Annotated in this window: 15 protein-coding genes and 3 pseudogenes; 4 read left to right on the top strand and 14 right to left on the bottom strand. The window is 51.3% G+C overall.

Features of this window, described 5'->3' with window-relative positions; translation table 11 throughout:
* Window positions 1-141: 141 nt before the first annotated feature.
* Window positions 142-1,032, bottom strand: coding sequence for a methylisocitrate lyase (prpB, locus tag K0778_RS19835; RefSeq protein ID WP_000052206.1), 891 nt, complete (start codon window positions 1,030-1,032; stop codon window positions 142-144).
* A gap of 238 nt (window positions 1,033-1,270) precedes the next feature.
* Here prpB and prpR point away from each other — a divergent pair, with 238 nt between their 5' ends.
* Complete coding sequence (gene prpR / locus K0778_RS19830; protein WP_000941055.1) at window positions 1,271-2,857, top strand: propionate catabolism operon regulatory protein PrpR; 1,587 nt, start codon at window positions 1,271-1,273, stop codon at window positions 2,855-2,857.
* Window positions 2,858-2,954: 97 nt separating this feature from the next.
* Here prpR and yahO read toward each other — a convergent pair whose 3' ends face one another.
* Window positions 2,955-3,230 carry a DUF1471 family periplasmic protein YahO gene (yahO, locus tag K0778_RS19825; protein WP_000691956.1) on the bottom strand — a complete coding sequence of 92 codons (276 nt, stop codon included), beginning with the start codon at window positions 3,228-3,230 and terminating at the stop codon, window positions 2,955-2,957.
* 146 nt (window positions 3,231-3,376) lie between these two features.
* Here yahO and K0778_RS19820 point away from each other — a divergent pair, with 146 nt between their 5' ends.
* Window positions 3,377-4,048, top strand: a complete 672-nt coding sequence (locus K0778_RS19820) for a LysE family transporter (protein ID WP_000976975.1) — start codon at window positions 3,377-3,379, stop codon at window positions 4,046-4,048.
* A gap of 16 nt (window positions 4,049-4,064) precedes the next feature.
* On the opposite strand, the gene yahM is transcribed toward K0778_RS19820, so the two are convergent.
* From yahM to K0778_RS19770, 11 genes and pseudogenes are all read right to left on the bottom strand, one after another.
* Window positions 4,065-4,310 (bottom strand): protein YahM, encoded by a 246-nt coding sequence (gene yahM / locus K0778_RS19815; protein WP_000290616.1) that lies wholly within the window; start codon window positions 4,308-4,310, stop codon window positions 4,065-4,067.
* A 412-nt stretch (window positions 4,311-4,722) separates the two neighbouring features.
* Complete coding sequence (yahL, locus tag K0778_RS19810) at window positions 4,723-5,538, bottom strand: protein YahL (protein WP_001301260.1); 816 nt, start codon at window positions 5,536-5,538, stop codon at window positions 4,723-4,725.
* A gap of 242 nt (window positions 5,539-5,780) precedes the next feature.
* Window positions 5,781-6,830, bottom strand: coding sequence for an NADPH-dependent aldehyde reductase YahK (yahK, locus tag K0778_RS19805; RefSeq protein WP_000692754.1), 1,050 nt, complete (start codon window positions 6,828-6,830; stop codon window positions 5,781-5,783).
* Window positions 6,831-6,916: 86 nt separating this feature from the next.
* Window positions 6,917-6,991 (bottom strand): annotated as a pseudogene (locus K0778_RS27795) (hypothetical protein); the annotation flags it as partial.
* 215 nt (window positions 6,992-7,206) lie between these two features.
* Window positions 7,207-8,589, bottom strand: coding sequence for an amidohydrolase family protein (locus tag K0778_RS19800; protein WP_000665120.1), 1,383 nt, complete (start codon window positions 8,587-8,589; stop codon window positions 7,207-7,209).
* A 9-nt stretch (window positions 8,590-8,598) separates the two neighbouring features.
* On the bottom strand, window positions 8,599-9,549 hold the full coding sequence (locus K0778_RS19795; RefSeq protein ID WP_000661672.1) for a carbamate kinase family protein: 951 nt from the start codon (window positions 9,547-9,549) through the stop codon (window positions 8,599-8,601).
* A 75-nt stretch (window positions 9,550-9,624) separates the two neighbouring features.
* On the bottom strand, window positions 9,625-9,945 hold the full coding sequence (gene yahH, locus K0778_RS19790; RefSeq protein WP_001360107.1) for a protein YahH: 321 nt from the start codon (window positions 9,943-9,945) through the stop codon (window positions 9,625-9,627).
* Window positions 9,946-9,970: 25 nt separating this feature from the next.
* Window positions 9,971-11,389, bottom strand: coding sequence for a DUF1116 domain-containing protein (locus K0778_RS19785; protein WP_000083429.1), 1,419 nt, complete (start codon window positions 11,387-11,389; stop codon window positions 9,971-9,973).
* Window positions 11,389-12,936, bottom strand: coding sequence for an acyl-CoA synthetase FdrA (gene fdrA, locus K0778_RS19780; RefSeq protein WP_063084556.1), 1,548 nt, complete (start codon window positions 12,934-12,936; stop codon window positions 11,389-11,391). The genes K0778_RS19785 and fdrA overlap by 1 nt, the downstream gene beginning before the upstream one ends.
* On the bottom strand, window positions 12,926-13,789 hold the full coding sequence (locus K0778_RS19775; protein WP_001310582.1) for a DUF2877 domain-containing protein: 864 nt from the start codon (window positions 13,787-13,789) through the stop codon (window positions 12,926-12,928). The genes fdrA and K0778_RS19775 overlap by 11 nt, the downstream gene beginning before the upstream one ends.
* A 39-nt stretch (window positions 13,790-13,828) precedes the next feature.
* Window positions 13,829-14,434: an ankyrin repeat domain-containing protein gene (locus K0778_RS19770; protein WP_000023635.1), complete on the bottom strand. Its 606-nt coding sequence runs from the start codon at window positions 14,432-14,434 to the stop codon at window positions 13,829-13,831.
* A 257-nt stretch (window positions 14,435-14,691) separates the two neighbouring features.
* On the opposite strand from K0778_RS19770, the gene K0778_RS19765 reads away from it, so the two are divergent.
* Both K0778_RS19765 and K0778_RS19760 read left to right on the top strand, forming a co-directional pair.
* Entirely contained in the window at window positions 14,692-15,189 is a 498-nt protein-coding gene (locus K0778_RS19765; RefSeq protein ID WP_001013892.1) for a DUF1097 domain-containing protein, read from the top strand.
* A 91-nt stretch (window positions 15,190-15,280) separates the two neighbouring features.
* Window positions 15,281-15,544 (top strand): annotated as a pseudogene (locus K0778_RS19760) (LysR family transcriptional regulator); the annotation flags it as partial.
* 5 nt (window positions 15,545-15,549) lie between these two features.
* Here the strand turns inward: K0778_RS19760 and K0778_RS19755 are convergent.
* A pseudogene (locus tag K0778_RS19755) lies at window positions 15,550-16,029 on the bottom strand (IS1 family transposase); the annotation flags it as partial.

Here is a 16,029-nt window from a genome sequence, read left to right as displayed (position 1 = left end):
CAGCGGCGCATCAGGCATCGGTTGTCGGATGCGACGCCATCCGTCTTATCCGACCTACAGTTCAGTGCACCTCGTAGGCCTGATAAGTCGCGTCAGCGACGCATCAGGCATCGGCTGTCGAATACAATCAACGGGCGTTTTTTATTTCACCTGGCTACGGGCAAACAGGTTGTCGAGCTTCTCTTCGTACTGGTAGTAGTTGATGCTTTCGTACAGCTCGTTGCGGGTCTGCATGGTGTCGATGACGCTTTTCTGCGTGCCTTCCTGGCGCAGGACGTTGTAGACATGTTCAGCGGCGCGGTTCATGGCGCGGAACGCTGAAAGTGGGTACAGCGCCATTGCGACATGGGCGCTGCGTAATTCGTCGGTGGTAAACAGCGGCGTGGCACCAAATTCGGTGATGTTGGCGAGGATCGGCACCTGCACCGCATCGGCAAACTGGCGGTACATGGCGAGTTCGGTAATCGCCTCCGGGAACAACATCTCGGCACCCGCTTCAACATAGGCCTGCGCACGCTCGATCGCCGCATCCAGCCCCTCTACCGCCAGAGCATCGGTGCGCGCCATGATCACAAAATCAGGATCGGTTTTCGCATCCACCGCCGCGCGGATCCGATCCACCATCTCTTCTTTCGAGACGATCGCTTTATTCGGACGATGACCGCAGCGTTTCGCACCAACCTGATCTTCAATATGCAATCCTGCCGCACCGGCTTTAATCATCGATTTCACGGTGCGCGCCACGTTAAAGGCCGAAGAACCAAAACCGATATCCGCATCCACCAGCAGCGGCAGCGAACAAACGTCGGTGATACGGCGAATGTCGGTCAGCACATCATCAAGGGTAGAAATACCGAGATCGGGCAGCCCCAGCGAACCTGCCGCCACGCCACCGCCAGAAAGATAAATTGCCTGATATCCGGCACGCTGCGCCAACAGCGCATGATTAGCGTTGATGGTGCCAACAATCTGCAATGGATTTTCTTTAGTCAGTGCAGCGCGAAACGCTTTACCTGGAGAGTGTAGAGACATAGCCCATCCTTTGTTATCAACTTGTTATTTGCGTTGATAAAGACAAAGCAAGGGGTGTGCCACAATTGCCTTAATAAAATTAAATGTTTAATTTCAATTTGTTAGAGATAAAGTCATGAACTAATCCGCAAATATGCGTTTCAGTTAACGTTTCAGGCAATGTTTCACCGCGTTTCATTGCAACAATTATGAAACAAGACTAAACCCAATATTCGGTTTCTTAACTTTGCGGTGCGCTATGGCACATCCACCACGGCTTAATGACGACAAACCGGTTATCTGGACGGTATCTGTAACGCGCCTGTTCGAGCTGTTTCGCGATATCAGCCTCGAGTTTGATCACCTGGCGAACATTACCCCTATTCAGCTTGGCTTTGAAAAAGCAGTGACCTACATCCGCAAGAAACTGGCAAACGAACGCTGTGACGCCATCATCGCGGCTGGCTCTAACGGCGCGTACCTGAAAAGCCGCCTGTCAGTGCCAGTTATTTTGATTAAACCGAGCGGCTACGATGTGTTACAGGCACTGGCAAAAGCCGGAAAACTCACCTCTTCTATCGGCGTTGTCACTTATCAGGAAACTATTCCGGCACTGGTGGCGTTTCAAAAAACCTTTAATTTGCGCCTCGATCAACGTAGCTACATTACCGAAGAAGACGCACGCGGGCAGATTAACGAGCTAAAAGCTAACGGCACCGAAGCGGTGGTCGGCGCGGGGCTGATTACCGATCTGGCAGAAGAAGCCGGAATGACCGGAATTTTTATCTATTCCGCCGCTACCGTGCGCCAGGCGTTCAGCGATGCGCTGGATATGACGCGCATGTCGTTACGCCATAACACTCACGATGCCACCCGCAACGCCCTGAGAACTCGTTACGTGCTGGGCGATATGCTCGGTCAATCACCACAGATGGAACAAGTACGGCAGACTATTTTGCTGTATGCCCGCTCCAGTGCAGCGGTGTTGATTGAGGGGGAAACGGGGACGGGCAAAGAGCTGGCGGCCCAGGCGATTCATCGGGAATATTTTGCCCGCCACGATGCGCGACAGGGCAAAAAGTCGCATCCGTTTGTTGCAGTCAACTGCGGGGCGATTGCCGAATCGCTGCTGGAAGCAGAACTGTTTGGCTATGAGGAAGGGGCGTTTACCGGCTCGCGACGCGGCGGTCGCGCCGGGCTGTTTGAAATCGCCCACGGAGGTACGCTGTTTCTCGATGAGATTGGCGAAATGCCGCTGCCGTTGCAGACCCGGCTGCTGCGGGTGCTGGAAGAAAAAGAGGTCACCCGCGTCGGCGGGCATCAGCCTGTTCCGGTGGATGTGCGGGTCATTAGCGCCACTCACTGCAATCTGGAAGAAGATATGCGGCAAGGGCAGTTTCGCCGTGACCTGTTTTATCGGCTGAGTATTTTGCGTCTGCAATTGCCACCACTGCGCGAGCGGGTGGCGGATATTCTGCCACTGGCGGAAAGCTTTTTGAAAGTGTCTCTGGCGGCGCTCTCCGCCCCGTTTTCTGCCGCATTACGCCAGGGATTACAGGCAAGCGAAACCGTGCTGGTGCACTACGACTGGCCGGGCAATATTCGTGAACTGCGCAATATGATGGAGCGACTGGCGCTATTTTTAAGTGTGGAACCGACGCCGGATTTAACGCCGCAATTTTTGCAGCTGCTACTGCCGGAACTGGCGCGCGAGTCGGCGAAAACTCCCGCTCCACGCTTACTGACACCACAACAGGCACTGGAGAAATTTAATGGCGATAAAACAGCAGCGGCGAATTATTTAGGCATCAGCCGGACGACGTTCTGGCGGCGGCTGAAAAGCTGAACTGCCGAATGCAGCGCGAACACTTTATCCGGCATAAATTTCAATAGATGATCACCGATAAACTTACGCATCGGGCATGTTTACATAGGGTTCAGAATTACTTCTTCTTATAAATATTTGCCGTGCCGTGGATCTTATTGTCAGTTTGACCGGAGGTCAGTACCAACACATCAGCCCCTTTTTCATCCGCTTTTTTGATCAAATCCTCTTTCGCATCTGCGGTCGACATTTCATTACTGGTTGAAATATCACCTATTTTTTCATACTGCGATTCAACTTTTTCAAATTCCGCTTTGGTCATCAATTCAGCGGCATAGACATTGGTAACGGCTAACGCTAACGCACCGACTAACATTTTAGAGATTATTTTCATATTACGGCTCCAGAGTTGTTATCACACTATCACCCACCCACATTATTGGGTTGATTAATAATTAGTTCAGTCAGGGCATAAACGCCAGTAACCGGAAATAAGACACTTTGTGATCTCTCTCGCACCCGATTATTTTTGGTAGAAATATGATGAAGTTACTTCACTTATTTATGGATGAAATCACTATGGATCCTTTGCACGCCGTTTACCTGACCGTAGGACTGTTCGTGATTACTTTTTTTAATCCGGGAGCCAATCTCTTTGTGGTAGTACAAACCAGCCTGGCTTCCGGTCGACGCGCAGGGGTGCTGACCGGGCTGGGCGTGGCGCTGGGCGATGCATTTTATTCCGGGTTGGGTTTGTTTGGTCTTGCAACGCTAATTACGCAGTGTGAGGAGATTTTTTCGCTTATCAGAATCGTCGGCGGCGCTTATCTCTTATGGTTTGCGTGGTGCAGCATGCGCCGCCAGTCAACACCGCAAATGAGCACACTACAACAACCGATTAGCGCCCCCTGGTATGTCTTTTTTCGCCGCGGATTAATTACCGATCTCTCTAACCCGCAAACCGTTTTATTTTTTATCAGTATTTTCTCAGTAACATTAAATGCCGAAACACCAACATGGGCACGTTTAATGGCCTGGGCGGGGATTGTGCTCGCATCAATTATCTGGCGAGTTTTTCTTAGTCAGGCGTTTTCTTTGCCCGCTGTGCGTCGTGCTTATGGGCGTATGCAACGCGTTGCCAGTCGGGTTATTGGTGCAATTATTGGTGTATTCGCGCTACGCCTGATTTACGAAGGGGTGACGCAGCGGTGAGCAGATAATTTACTCTCTACGTAATCAACCTGATTTGCCGAATCACGGCCATCGGCGATGATAGCCCCCGTAATGCGTGGTCCTTATTTCCGATAAGTTTACTTGAGTCTTTAGCTTCCCATTTCAGCCCACTCTCCCCTGTGTGGGCTTTTTTCATTGGTCTGCCCCATCCTGAATAGCCAAACAATGGCAATGTTCCACTTTGCAGGGATGATAATAAGGGGATCTGATTCAGAAGAGTTTTGAAAAGTTGGACCGCCATCGAGGCCTCGAACCCCGTACCATACAACAATCCTGGTTGTCGTCTGCTCTTCCTGATGAGCTAATGGCGGTTTTTGATATGAGCCTTACAGCATATTTTCTGTCAGGCTTGAGTGCGATGCGTAAGATACAGAAAAGACCCCACACAAACATGATGGAATTATGATTTTTTTCATATGAATGTCAACCCACACATTCACAAAACATCTGCATGAGATCATTTTTTATACACCGCATGGCTGCGAAACCACTACTGGTGCTTTTTTAAGCGAAGTGTCGCCGATCACAACAAAATATAGGCGAAAAAAGAGATGGAATGCCTGTTGGCATACAGATATACAGATGAAATGATTACCTGCATTGCGATTCACTCTCAGGTGGAATAACAATTTGCAGGTGGAACCCTTTCTGAACTAAAGAGTGTAGCGGATTTTAACGTGCTTATTTACAGGATAATATCTGTCACCTAATTCCTGCACTCTATTAGATATCCATTCATTTAATCGCGCATCATCTCTGTATGTTTTTACGTCCAGAACAGAGAGCAATAACATCACCAGTGATTCAGGAAAAACAGGGTAGATATTTTTTAAGTGTAATAATAATCCATGCGCAAGCGCCTGCTTAATGGGCGCGTCTGTCTCCGGAATAGACGACATTTCGCGAAGCCATTTTTCCACATGCATACACTCTTTCCCTTTAGGGAAAATTCTCAGCAAAGGCATATGGTATTCAAGAAGAATACATTTGCAATCTGTTCGCACTGAATCGATAAACTGCACTAATTTCTTAAGCCCGGTAAAGCGTCCAGCCTGCACGTTTGCTTTAATATCAAGAAACGCATCATCCTGGTCATATACCCAAACTGTCCCTTTTTGATTTTCAAGTATGTGAAAAACAAACTTAACCGGGTGATCAGGGTAATCCATCCAGTCATAAAATCCAGGGAAATCATTAAACTGCACATTTATGGTGAGTGCGTTATCGTCTGACCACTCACAGTCTCGTACGGCAGCCATGAGATGAATGAGTTTGTCGTCATCGACTAAATCATCACGACAATCATAAGGATAATCATAATATTGTTTAATCAAAACCTTGAATATATCGACACAGGAAACCAGGGAGCTTTTGATATCCTCTGGTAACTGATTGTTTTTAACCGTATTAAGTATGCTTTGTTGCGTATATGGCATCAAATTATTGTGCGGAGCTTTTAATGATATCATCGCGATCTCTCTTAAATAAAAATAAACGTCGCAGATAATAAAGCTCTGATTAAACCAGGCACTATCAGAAATCGCTCATAACTAACGTGTGAAGTATTGTGTACTGGAGGGCGTTAATTTAACAATTTAAATTTACGTTATAGGTTTTACTGCTACTTTGATATTATTTCGCTCTCCTTAACTAAAAAGTTAAGTGGAGAGCGAAGTTAATATGTTAAACCACAGGGTATTTATTAATTTTTTCAGTCTGTTAGTGTGCGATTATCGATAACAAAACGATATTTCACATCACCGCGCAGCATTCGCTCATAGGCTTCATTAATTTGATCGGCCCGAATCATCTCTATATCAGCCACGATGCCATGTTCGGCGCAAAAATCGAGCATCTCCTGAGTTTCTGGAATGCCGCCAATCATAGAACCGGCTATCGCACGGCGTTTCATGATCAGGTTGAAAACTTCCGGCGATTTATGCGGTGTCGCAGGCGCACCAACCAGCGTCATGGTGCCATCACGCTTCAGCAAGGTGGTAAAATCGTCGAGATTATGTGGCGCAGCTACTGTATTCAAAATGAAATCGAAACTCTTCAGATGAGCCGCCATCTCATCGGCATTGCGTGAGTTAACAACTTCATCGGCCCCCAGGGCTTTTGCCGCTTCGCGTTTTGCCTCAGAAGTGGTAAATGCCACCACATGTGCCCCCATCGCGTGGGCCAGCTTAATCCCCATATGTCCCAGACCGCCGATGCCGACCACGCCCACTTTTTTACCCGGCCCGGCCTGCCAGTGACGTAGCGGCGAATACGTGGTGATCCCTGCACACAACAAAGGAGCCACCGCCGCCAGCTGCTCTTGCGGGTGACGAATACGCAGAACATATCGCTCATGAACGACGATCTGTTGTGAGTAGCCGCCCAGAGTATGGCCCGGTTCGTCCGGCGTCGGCGAGTTATAGGTGCCGGTCATGTGATCACAGTAGTTTTCCAACCCGTCTTCACACTCTTCGCAATGTTTACAACTGTCGACAATGCAGCCGACACCGACCAGATCGCCCGGCGCATATTTTTCTACCTGATCACCAACGGCTACCACACGCCCCACAATTTCATGACCCGGCACGCAGGGGTAAACCGTCCCCGCCCACTCGGAACGGACCTGGTGGAGATCGGAATGGCAAACGCCACAGTAAGCGATTTCGATTTTGACATCATTCGGTCCCGGTTCACGCCGGGTGATATCCATCGGTTCAAGTGGTTGTTTAGCGGAATATGCACCAACAGCTTTGATCTTCATTGTGTTTACTCCTGATTAGCTATGTGTATTTGGCAACGCCTGATATGTCATCGCGGCAAAACGCGTCCATTGAATATAGCCAATATTTAAACCACCCGATCCAGCCCCAACATGCCGCGAGCCTGAATGAAACAGAGCAGCAACGTTCCCCATAAGGCGAGCGCCTGTAAGTGTGATATTTGCTATCTGTAAAAGACTAAAATCGGCAAAACTGATGATCTTTTCACGTAGACAAATAGTTATCTACACAACGTCAATAAGGGCATATTCCTCAAAGATAATGTCCATTTCTGCCGACACACTCATATTCAGATTGCCCCACTCCCTGGGGCTTAAATCTCTTACTATTCACCGTTGCAGGCGTTTCAAATGCGCATCAACCTGCCACACTCCCCCACACCAGTTGCCCTTTATGGAACGTTGCTGTTCTCGGCGAGATACGCGCCACCGCCTCGGCAGAACAGGAGGCGTCCACCAGCACAAAGCTGGCGTCATCCTGCGCTTTTGGCCATACACGCTCGCCTTTTTCATTCAGCGGCAATACATCGCCAGTGGCTAGAAACAGCGAACGGGAGAGGTTCTGTTCGTTAGGACGAATATAGAGCTGCGCGTACAGATTGGCTTTTTCCAGCATGTCGCCCAGACCATAAGGCGACCAGTGGTCGATAACGCTGTCAGTGCCAGTCATCACTTTTACGCCTTTGTCGTGCAACTGTTTGAGCGGCATATGCAGCGTGCCAATCGGCACCGTCGAGGCAATAGAAATTTGTTGCACCACCATCCGGTTCGCCAGTTCATCTACCTGTTGCTCGTTGAGCGTTGCCAGCGCAAAGGCGTGACTGATGGTCAGCTTGCCCTTCAGCTGTGGCGTTTTCTCTACCGTTTCAACCATATAATTGATGGCTGCCACGCCTGCCGGAGTGGTTTCGTGCAGGTGAATATCGACGCCTTTGTCGTAGTCCAGCGCAATCTGGAACATGGTGTCGAGGGATTTTTCCATCGCGCCATCAACACTGGTCGGGTCCAGGCCGCCGACGTAATGCGCCCCCGCCTGCATCGCTTCACGCATTAAAGGTTCAGATTTCGACAGCAGCAAACCGTGCTGCGGGAAGGCGACGATTTCACACTCAAAGCCCGCCTGACGTCGCGCCAGCACCGCCTGCAAATTTTGCAGATTTTTCAGGCCGGAAACCGGTTCGATATTGCAGTGGCTGCGGGCAATGGTGGTGCCTTTCGACTGCAATAAATCAATCAGTTTTTCTGCCCGCTCCTGAGTGTACGGTTGCAGTTCCGGCAGCATTTTCTGCTCGAGTTTGATCATGTCCTGGATGGTGGTGCCTGCCGGACGATTGAGCGAGCGCCACGGCCCGCCGTAAAAGGTTTTGTCGAGATGAATATGCATGTCGCGGGTGGTGGGCAGCATCAGCTTACCGCCAGCGTCATAGTGCGGCAGCGTGGCGTCCGGATGCAGCTTGTTCTCGCGCAGGGCGACAATTTTGCCGTCCTGAATCTCCACGGTCTGGCGCGCCGTGCGGGTCTGCACCGCCACGCCATTTTCGTAGTCAAAACCGGTTTCCAGCAGCACGTTATCGAGATAGTAATGCGGGTCAGTGATTTTCATGGTGTTGTTCGCTTCGCAGTTTAGGGTGCCAGCTACCGCCGCATGGGCGAGCGGCACAGAGGTACCAAACAGCGCGGCGGCGGTGACCATCTTACCGCTCTGGCTCAGAAATTCACGGCGGCTATTGCTTTCTTTCATCTTACGTCCTTACGTTTTAATAATATGAGTGCCCGTTTCGCCGCGCAGCGCCGCAGGCAGGCATTCCGGCGTGGTGATAATCACTTCTTTGCCGCCTTGTTCTAAAAATGTCAGGCTGGCGATGATTTTTGGCAACATGCTGCCGGGCGGGAAATGCCCTTCCTGCATATAGCGGGTCATGGTGGCAATATCCACCCGATCGAGCGCCTGCTGCTGCGGTTTGCCAAAGTGAATACACACTTTTTCGACGCCAGTGGTGATCACAAGAATGTCGGCGTGAATTTCACGGGCCAGCAGCGCGGTAGAGAGATCTTTGTCGATAACCGCGTCCACGCTTTGGTAATCTCCCGCGTCAGTACGCACTACCGGAATTCCACCGCCGCCCGCGCCAATTACGACAAAACCTTGTTGGATCAGCGCTTTAATGGCAGGTGCTTCGACAATACGTTTCGGTTCCGGCGAGGCGACCACGCGGCGATAGCCCCGCCCGGCATCTTCAACAAAACACCAGTCAGGGTTTGCCTTTTGTAATTCGTCACGCTGGCTGTCACTAAAGAATGCGCCGATGGGCTTGGTGGGATGGGCAAAACCTGGATCGTTTTTATCCACTTCCACCTGAGTCACCACGGTGACGGCTTTCTTCTCGCCGTGACGCGCCAGCCGGTTATTCAGCGCCTGTTGGATCAGATAGCCGATGCCGCCCTGCGTATCTGCCACACAGTTCGCCAGCGGCGTTAAGGGCAGCCCTTCGCGCTTGTGGGCAATCTCCGCACGGCGTAAATCCAGCCCGACCTGCGGCCCGTTGCCGTGGGTCAGCACAATGTCGTAATCGGAAGCCAGCATTTCCAGCACCGTATCGGCGACGGCTTTCACCGCCTCCGCCTGATGCTCAATCGACTGGCTGGCGTTATCTTTGATAATGCTGTTGCCACCAATGGCAACGACCACAAGCTCTTTCATGTTGTTATGTCCGCTACAGAGGGTGATGGGGTTATGACCAACGCCAGACTGCCTGATGCGCTACGCTTATCAGGCCTACAATTCTCGCGCCACTCGTAGGCCGGATAAGGCGTTCACGCCGCATCCGGCAATGGTGACAAATGCCTGATGCGCTACGCTTATCAGGCCTACAGATTCTCGCGCCACTCGTAGGCCGGATAAGGCGTCCACGCCGCATCCGGCAGTGGTGGCAAATGCCTGATGCGCTACGCTTATCAGGCCTACAGATTCTTGCGCCATTCGTAGGCCGGATAAGGCGTTCACGCCGCATCCGGCAATGGTGACAAATGCCTGATGCGCTACGCTTATCAGGCCTACAGATTCTTGCGCCATTCGTAGGCCGGATAAGGCGTTCACGCCGCATCCGGCATGAACATGTAGGTCAGACGCCGTAACGTTCGCACCAGCCAAGAATGGCTTTCTCGAAGCAGGCAAAAGGTGGATGCACAATGCCCGCGCCAATCATGCCGACGCCCGCATCTTTATGGGCGATGGCGGTGTTGATCACCGGCAGAATGCCGCTGCTACCCACGCGGGTGATGTCGATTGCCGACGGCACGCCCATAAAACCGAGCAGCGGAATGGTGACGTTGGGGTTTTCACCGAGGGTGATTTCGCGCATCTGACGGGAGAAATCAATAGCTTCTTCCACCGTGCCGCCCACCAGCGCGACGATAGCGGGCGCGGTCGCCATAGCAAATCCGCCAATACCGTAGGTTTCGGTGATGGCGCTGTCGCCGATATCCAGCCCCGAATCTTCCGGCTTATAACCGGCAAACATCGGGCCGATCACCTGCTGCGCCGGGCCGGTAAACCATTGCCCCGGCAGGCCGCTGACCCGCAGGCCGAACTCGACGCCGTTACGCGCCATGGTGGTGACCACGGTGCTGTATTCGATGCCATGCGCCGCATCCATCGCCGCTTTACACATCGCCATCCACGTCGGGCCGGAGAAGTAGTCGCTGCTGGCGACAAACTCAAACACTTCGCGCTGTTGCTCGACGGAATAACCCGCCTGAATAATCCCCGGCGTCAGCGCCTGAATCAGCAGTGTCGTCCCGGCGTTATTGCGGTTATGGCACTCATCGCCCATATGCAGCGCCTGCGCCAGCATTAAGCGCAGATCGATTTCGCCGATAATTTTCATCGCGTCGCGCAGTATTGGTCCCTGCACATCACGCATCCAGTTCAGGCGGTCAATCACGCTCTGGTCGTTAGCGCCCATACGCAAAATCTTCGCCATCTGCTCGCTCATGTTGGTATAAGCGATGTTGCCGTAGGTTTTGTTTTTTACGATGTGCATAAACATCGAGGCCGAGGTAACACCCGCCATCGATCCCACGCAGTCGTGCTCGTGACACGGCGAGAAGGTGATCTCCCCGGAAGCCGCCAGTTCAGCCGCCTCGTCGAGATCTTTCGCCAGTCCTTCGAACACCAGCGCTCCGGTGACCGCGCCTTTCATCGCGCCGCACATTTTTTCCCAGGTGATCGGTGGCCCGGCGTGAAGAATGGTTTTCGCCGTCATGCCCGGCACCACGTTAATCGCCTGATCAAAACCAATCAGCACCGGATGCGACTGGATAATACGCTCCAGCGCCTGCTGGTTAGCGGCGGCGATTTTGTCCGCCAGCGGCGAATCGGCAATGTTATCCAGCGCCTGCACCACCTGCATATTGCCCTGCCCCGGCGGCGTCCAGTCGAGTTGAGTCACTTCTACATGCTGCTTTTTCAGGTCATCGCTAAACATGGCGATGCCGACGTTAATAACGTTCAATGGTTGGCTAAACAGTGACTGGCTCATCAGGCTTCCTCCCCTTTGCAGATAAATTCACGCGCCAGCAATCCGGTATTGGTGCTGCTGCTCGCCAGAATCACTCCGGCATCAAGCAGCATCTGGCTTTGTTGTTCTAACGATGGCGTATCAAGATCGGTACCCAGCACATAGGCGAGAATGATCAACTCGCGTCCTTCGGCAGCGGCGATCGCTTTCGCTTCTTTGATCGTCTCGATGGTGGAGCCGACCGGATCTTCATGCGATCCAAATCCGAGCACAAAATCCATCACGATCACCGCCACTTCTGGATCGCGCGCCTCTTCGATCAAGCGACTGATGCGGTTGGTGGGGTCAATCATCGGGTGCGGCTTGCCGTTGGTGAAGTCGTCATCGCCAAAGTCGAGGAAGGTGTGTTTGATGCTGCGGTTGATATCTTTCAGGCGGAATTCCGGATCGGGCTGAATGTTGCTGTAGACATCGCCATGTTTTTCCATCACCGCGAACATGGTTTCGTCGCACAGCGTGCCGCCGCAGAACAGGCCACGAATGTATTTCTGCTGCGGTTGCAGACGCGCACGCACATCCGCAATCAACGGCTGGTTAAGCGTATGCAGGTCGAGATTTTCCTGTTTCACGCCGGAGAGCATCACCGCTTTTAGCGCTGCCTCTTTGGTGCCGCGGGCAAACTGTAGCCCCTGCTCATCCACTGGCGTTTCGCCACGATCGAGGAAGCAGACGACCACCGGCTTGCGGCAGGCGCGCGCACGTTCCAGCACTTTGCGGGCCACCGCAGGCGCAGGCGGTTTGGAGATAAGCGCAATGATTTCAGTTTGCGGATCGTTTTCCAGCATCCCGATGGCGTCGAGCATCATCAGGCCGCCGATTTTCTCGCTCAGGTCGCGCCCGCCGGTGCCAATCAGTTGCGAAACGCCGCCGCCAAATTCATGAATGCGGACGCTCAACTCCTGACTGCCGGTGCCGGATGCGCCAACAATACCGATGTTGCCGCGACGCACGGCGTTACCAAAACAGAGCGCCGCGCCGTTGATAATCGCCGTGCCACAGTCTGGCCCCATCATCAGCAGCCCTTTTTCGTGGGCCAGTTGCTTGAGCGCCAGTTCATCTTCAACTGAGACGTTATCGGAAAACAGCATCACGTTGAGATCGTTTTGCAGCGCCTGACGCGCTTCGCGAGCGGCAAACAGACCGTTGACCGAAATCACCGCCAGGTTACTTTCCGGGATATGCTTTTTGGCGCTGCCAATAGTGGCGTAACGCGCCTCGTGCGAGCCGCTTTGCGCTTTGGTGTTGAACAGTTCTTCAATCTCCACCAGCAACTGCTCGTTGTCCGCACCCGATTTACCATTGATGACAATCATCAGGTCGCCGTTTTTCGCCTGCTCCAGCTCCGGCGTCAGCAGTCCTGAATTCTTCAGCACGCCTTTATTCATTTCGGTCGCCATCGCCACAAATGCCTGCTCGACGCCGTCGAGTTTATTTGCACGCGTGGAGATAGACATCAGCGAGACAGAATCAAAATAGGTATTCGGTTTAATGACTATTTTAACTGACATAATTCCCTCCGTAGGTTTGGCTCAGCGCACAACCATCGGCCATGCCATACAGCATGTCGCAGCCGGAACTGGAGCCAATATGTTTAATTTTTTCTATTGCCTGAGTTGCGTTCCCAGGGATGTCATAAATAATGTTGTGAATAAAACGATGAATATTTTCCCGGCAGCGTTGTTGTAATGCGGCTTCCAGCGTTATGGCACTTAATAATGTGGTATTATTTTTGCCGCGTTGCAGACCGAGATAAAATTCCTCTTTGTATTTTTCCGCCGGATGCCCGGGAATAAATAAAATAAGCGCCAGACCTGTTAAATAATCGTCGGCTGATGGCGTAAGGCCAATCCCTAACCCCATCATACTGGCGACCGCTGAGGCGATATTTTGTTTATCGTTTACGGCCTGAATAACTGCCCGTCGTTTAATATGTAATTCTTTATTTAACGCCTGATAAAACGGATTATCGCCGCGATAATTAAACAGGGTTTCATTTTCCCCCAGGTGCTGATGAATAATGTCGTGCCACTGTAGCCAGGCGATAAGGTGAAAATTCACAGCGGTCATTTGCAAGGTTGGGGACAGCCAACGCCGACAACGACTCATCTCTATATGAAGATGTTGACCAACCGTAATACCTTGATCGTCAAACTGAACCTTATCACCATGCCGGAACAGATCATCAAAGTGAGTGAGTGCCAACCGACAACTGTTTGGCGCATTGTCGTACTCTTCACAAAGCAGCGTCAGCAACTGCTGGCGAGCCGGGAGTGCGATATTTACCGCTCTGGCAAAGACCTGTTCAACCTGTCCTTGCCCCCGCTGCGCCAGAAAATCCGCATCCGCAGTTAGCGCCCACACACACCGTCTTTCTGGTGTGTTGATAGCAAGCCTCCCGGTTTATGCACCTGCGGCAATCAGTAACTGCGCAATCTCTTCAAAGCCCCGTTCCCGCGCCAGTTCCAGTGGCGTTTTGCCATATTTATCGGTCAGATGCGGGCTGGCACCGTGTTCCAGCAATAACTGCACAATCGCCTGCTGTTTAATACCACCATCATTAAGCACAATCGCTTCCAGTAGCGGCGTCCAGCCTACATGGTTGGTCTGGTTAACGTTAATCTCCGTATGCGCCAAAAGCTCTTTTACAATACTTAAATGGCCTTTTTCACAGGCAGGCGTCAGGCCGACACCGCCAAAACGGGTTACGCAATTAAGATCGGGTTTAGCCGGTAAAATAATTCGTAGTAGCGTTAAATCATCGTTCAGACAGCTAATTAAAAAAGGATTTAAACAGGTATGATCTTGCTTATTAATATCCGCTCCGGCATCAATTAATGCCTGAACGCAAGCATATTGCTGATATAAACTTGCCAGCGTAATTGCCGTTTTCCCCTGACGATCGCAGGTATTAATATCGACACCCAGCGCAAGGCAGGTTTTTACTTTATCGATATCACCCTGTTGTGCAGCCAATAAATAGTCGGCAGGTAGATTTTTTATACTCATTCACATTCCCCTGGTTTTTGTGGCTGTTTTCGATGAATTGAGAATAGCAACGATAATCTGATAAAAGAACCCGCTTAAATTTAATTCGCCGTATCTCGCCTTTTTGTTGAATAATATTCAACAATCTTTTCGCAGTGTGCGGTAGTGCAATATTTGTTTCTTTGACCCGATACCCTTTCACTCAATCAGGTTTTATTTCTCTATAGTCTGCACATGTAAGAGTAGCTTTCGTCCATGTCTAACCAGAGGGGAACAAGATGAACGGACTCACGGCAACGGGTGTCACCGTCGGTATTTGTGCAGGGCTTTGGCAGTTAGTGTCTTCACATGTCGGGCTCTCTCAAGGATGGGAATTATTAGGAACCATTGGCTTCGTCGCCTTTTGCAGTTTTTATGCCGCAGGCGGCGGTAAATCGGGGTTTATCAGAAGTCTGGCGGTTAATTATTCCGGGATGGTGTGGGCGTTTTTCGCCGCGCTGACTGCTGGTTGGCTGGCCTCTGTAAGTGGACTGTCCGCGTTCTGGGCGAGCGTAATTACTACCGTACCCTTCTCGGCGGTAGTGGTCTGGCAAGGGCGTTTCTGGTTACTGTCCTTTATTCCCGGTGGCTTTCTCGGCATGACGCTGTTTTTTGCCAGCGGGATGAACTGGACGGTGACGTTACTGGGTTTTCTGGCGGGTAACTGCGTGGGGGTAATTTCAGAATATGGTGGACAAAAATTAAGCGAAGCGACGACTAAACGCGACGGGTATTAAAAGTTATTCAAAAATGATTATCTATCTTTAACCGATACCTCTACAGTCATAGCTGGAGAAATTCATAGTAGATAATGGCGAGAATGGTTTAATGAACTCAATTTTTACCGAAGAGAATCTGTTGGCATTTACTACCGCTGCGCGTTTTGGCAGCTTCAGTAAAGCCGCAGAAGAGTTGGGTTTAACCACTTCCGCCATTAGCTACACCATTAAGCGTATGGAGACGGGGCTGGATGTGGTGCTGTTCACTCGCAGTACCCGCAGCATTGAGTTAACGGAGTCCGGGCGTTATTTTTTCCGCAAAGCTACCGACCTGCTGAATGATTTTTATGCCATCAAACGCAGGGTAATGACTCCAACTTATTGATAGTGTTTTATGTTCAGATAATGCCCGATGACTTTGTCATGCAGCTCCACCGATTTTGAGAACGACAGTGACTTCCGTCCCAGCCTTGCCAGATGTTGTCTCAGATTCAGGTTATGCCGCTCAATTCGCTGAGTGTAACGCTTGCTGATTACGTGCAGCTTTCCCTTCAGGCGGGATTCATACAGCGGCCAGCCATCCGTCATCCATACCACGACCTCAAAGGCCGACAGCAGGCTCAGAAGACGCTCCAGTGTGGCCAGAGTGCGTTCACCGAAGACGTGCGCCACAACCGTCCTCCGTATCCTGTCATACGCGTAAAACAGCCAGCGCTGACGTGATTTAGCACCGACGTATCCCCACTGTTCGTCCATTTCCGCGCAGACGATGACGTCACTGCCCGGCTGTATGCGCGAGGTTACCGACTGCGGCCTGAGTTTTTTAAATGGCGGAAAATCGTGTTGAGGCCAACGCCC

Source organism: Escherichia sp. XD33, from assembly GCF_019375075.1.
In the GTDB taxonomy this organism is placed as follows: Bacteria; Pseudomonadota; Gammaproteobacteria; order Enterobacterales; family Enterobacteriaceae; genus Enterobacter; species Enterobacter flexneri_A.
This window is presented reverse-complemented; position numbering and strand designations above follow the sequence as displayed.

Excerpts from the sequence above, each read along its gene's own strand:
- K0778_RS19765 (WP_001013892.1), top strand. The coding sequence starts at position 14,692 with ATGAACGGACTCACGGCAACGGGTGTCACCGTCGGTATTTGTGCAGGG.
- K0778_RS19800 (WP_000665120.1), bottom strand. The coding sequence starts at position 8,589 with ATGAAAGAAAGCAATAGCCGCCGTGAATTTCTGAGCCAGAGCGGTAAG.
- prpR (WP_000941055.1), top strand. The coding sequence starts at position 1,271 with ATGGCACATCCACCACGGCTTAATGACGACAAACCGGTTATCTGGACG.
- yahM (WP_000290616.1), bottom strand. The coding sequence starts at position 4,310 with ATGGCGGTCCAACTTTTCAAAACTCTTCTGAATCAGATCCCCTTATTA.
- K0778_RS19770 (WP_000023635.1), bottom strand. The coding sequence starts at position 14,434 with ATGAGTATAAAAAATCTACCTGCCGACTATTTATTGGCTGCACAACAG.
- yahO (WP_000691956.1), bottom strand. The coding sequence starts at position 3,230 with ATGAAAATAATCTCTAAAATGTTAGTCGGTGCGTTAGCGTTAGCCGTT.
- prpB (WP_000052206.1), bottom strand. The coding sequence starts at position 1,032 with ATGTCTCTACACTCTCCAGGTAAAGCGTTTCGCGCTGCACTGACTAAA.
- yahK (WP_000692754.1), bottom strand. The coding sequence starts at position 6,830 with ATGAAGATCAAAGCTGTTGGTGCATATTCCGCTAAACAACCACTTGAA.
- fdrA (WP_063084556.1), bottom strand. The coding sequence starts at position 12,936 with ATGTCAGTTAAAATAGTCATTAAACCGAATACCTATTTTGATTCTGTC.
- K0778_RS19795 (WP_000661672.1), bottom strand. The coding sequence starts at position 9,549 with ATGAAAGAGCTTGTGGTCGTTGCCATTGGTGGCAACAGCATTATCAAA.
- yahL (WP_001301260.1), bottom strand. The coding sequence starts at position 5,538 with ATGATATCATTAAAAGCTCCGCACAATAATTTGATGCCATATACGCAA.
- K0778_RS19785 (WP_000083429.1), bottom strand. The coding sequence starts at position 11,389 with ATGAGCCAGTCACTGTTTAGCCAACCATTGAACGTTATTAACGTCGGC.
- K0778_RS19820 (WP_000976975.1), top strand. The coding sequence starts at position 3,377 with ATGATGAAGTTACTTCACTTATTTATGGATGAAATCACTATGGATCCT.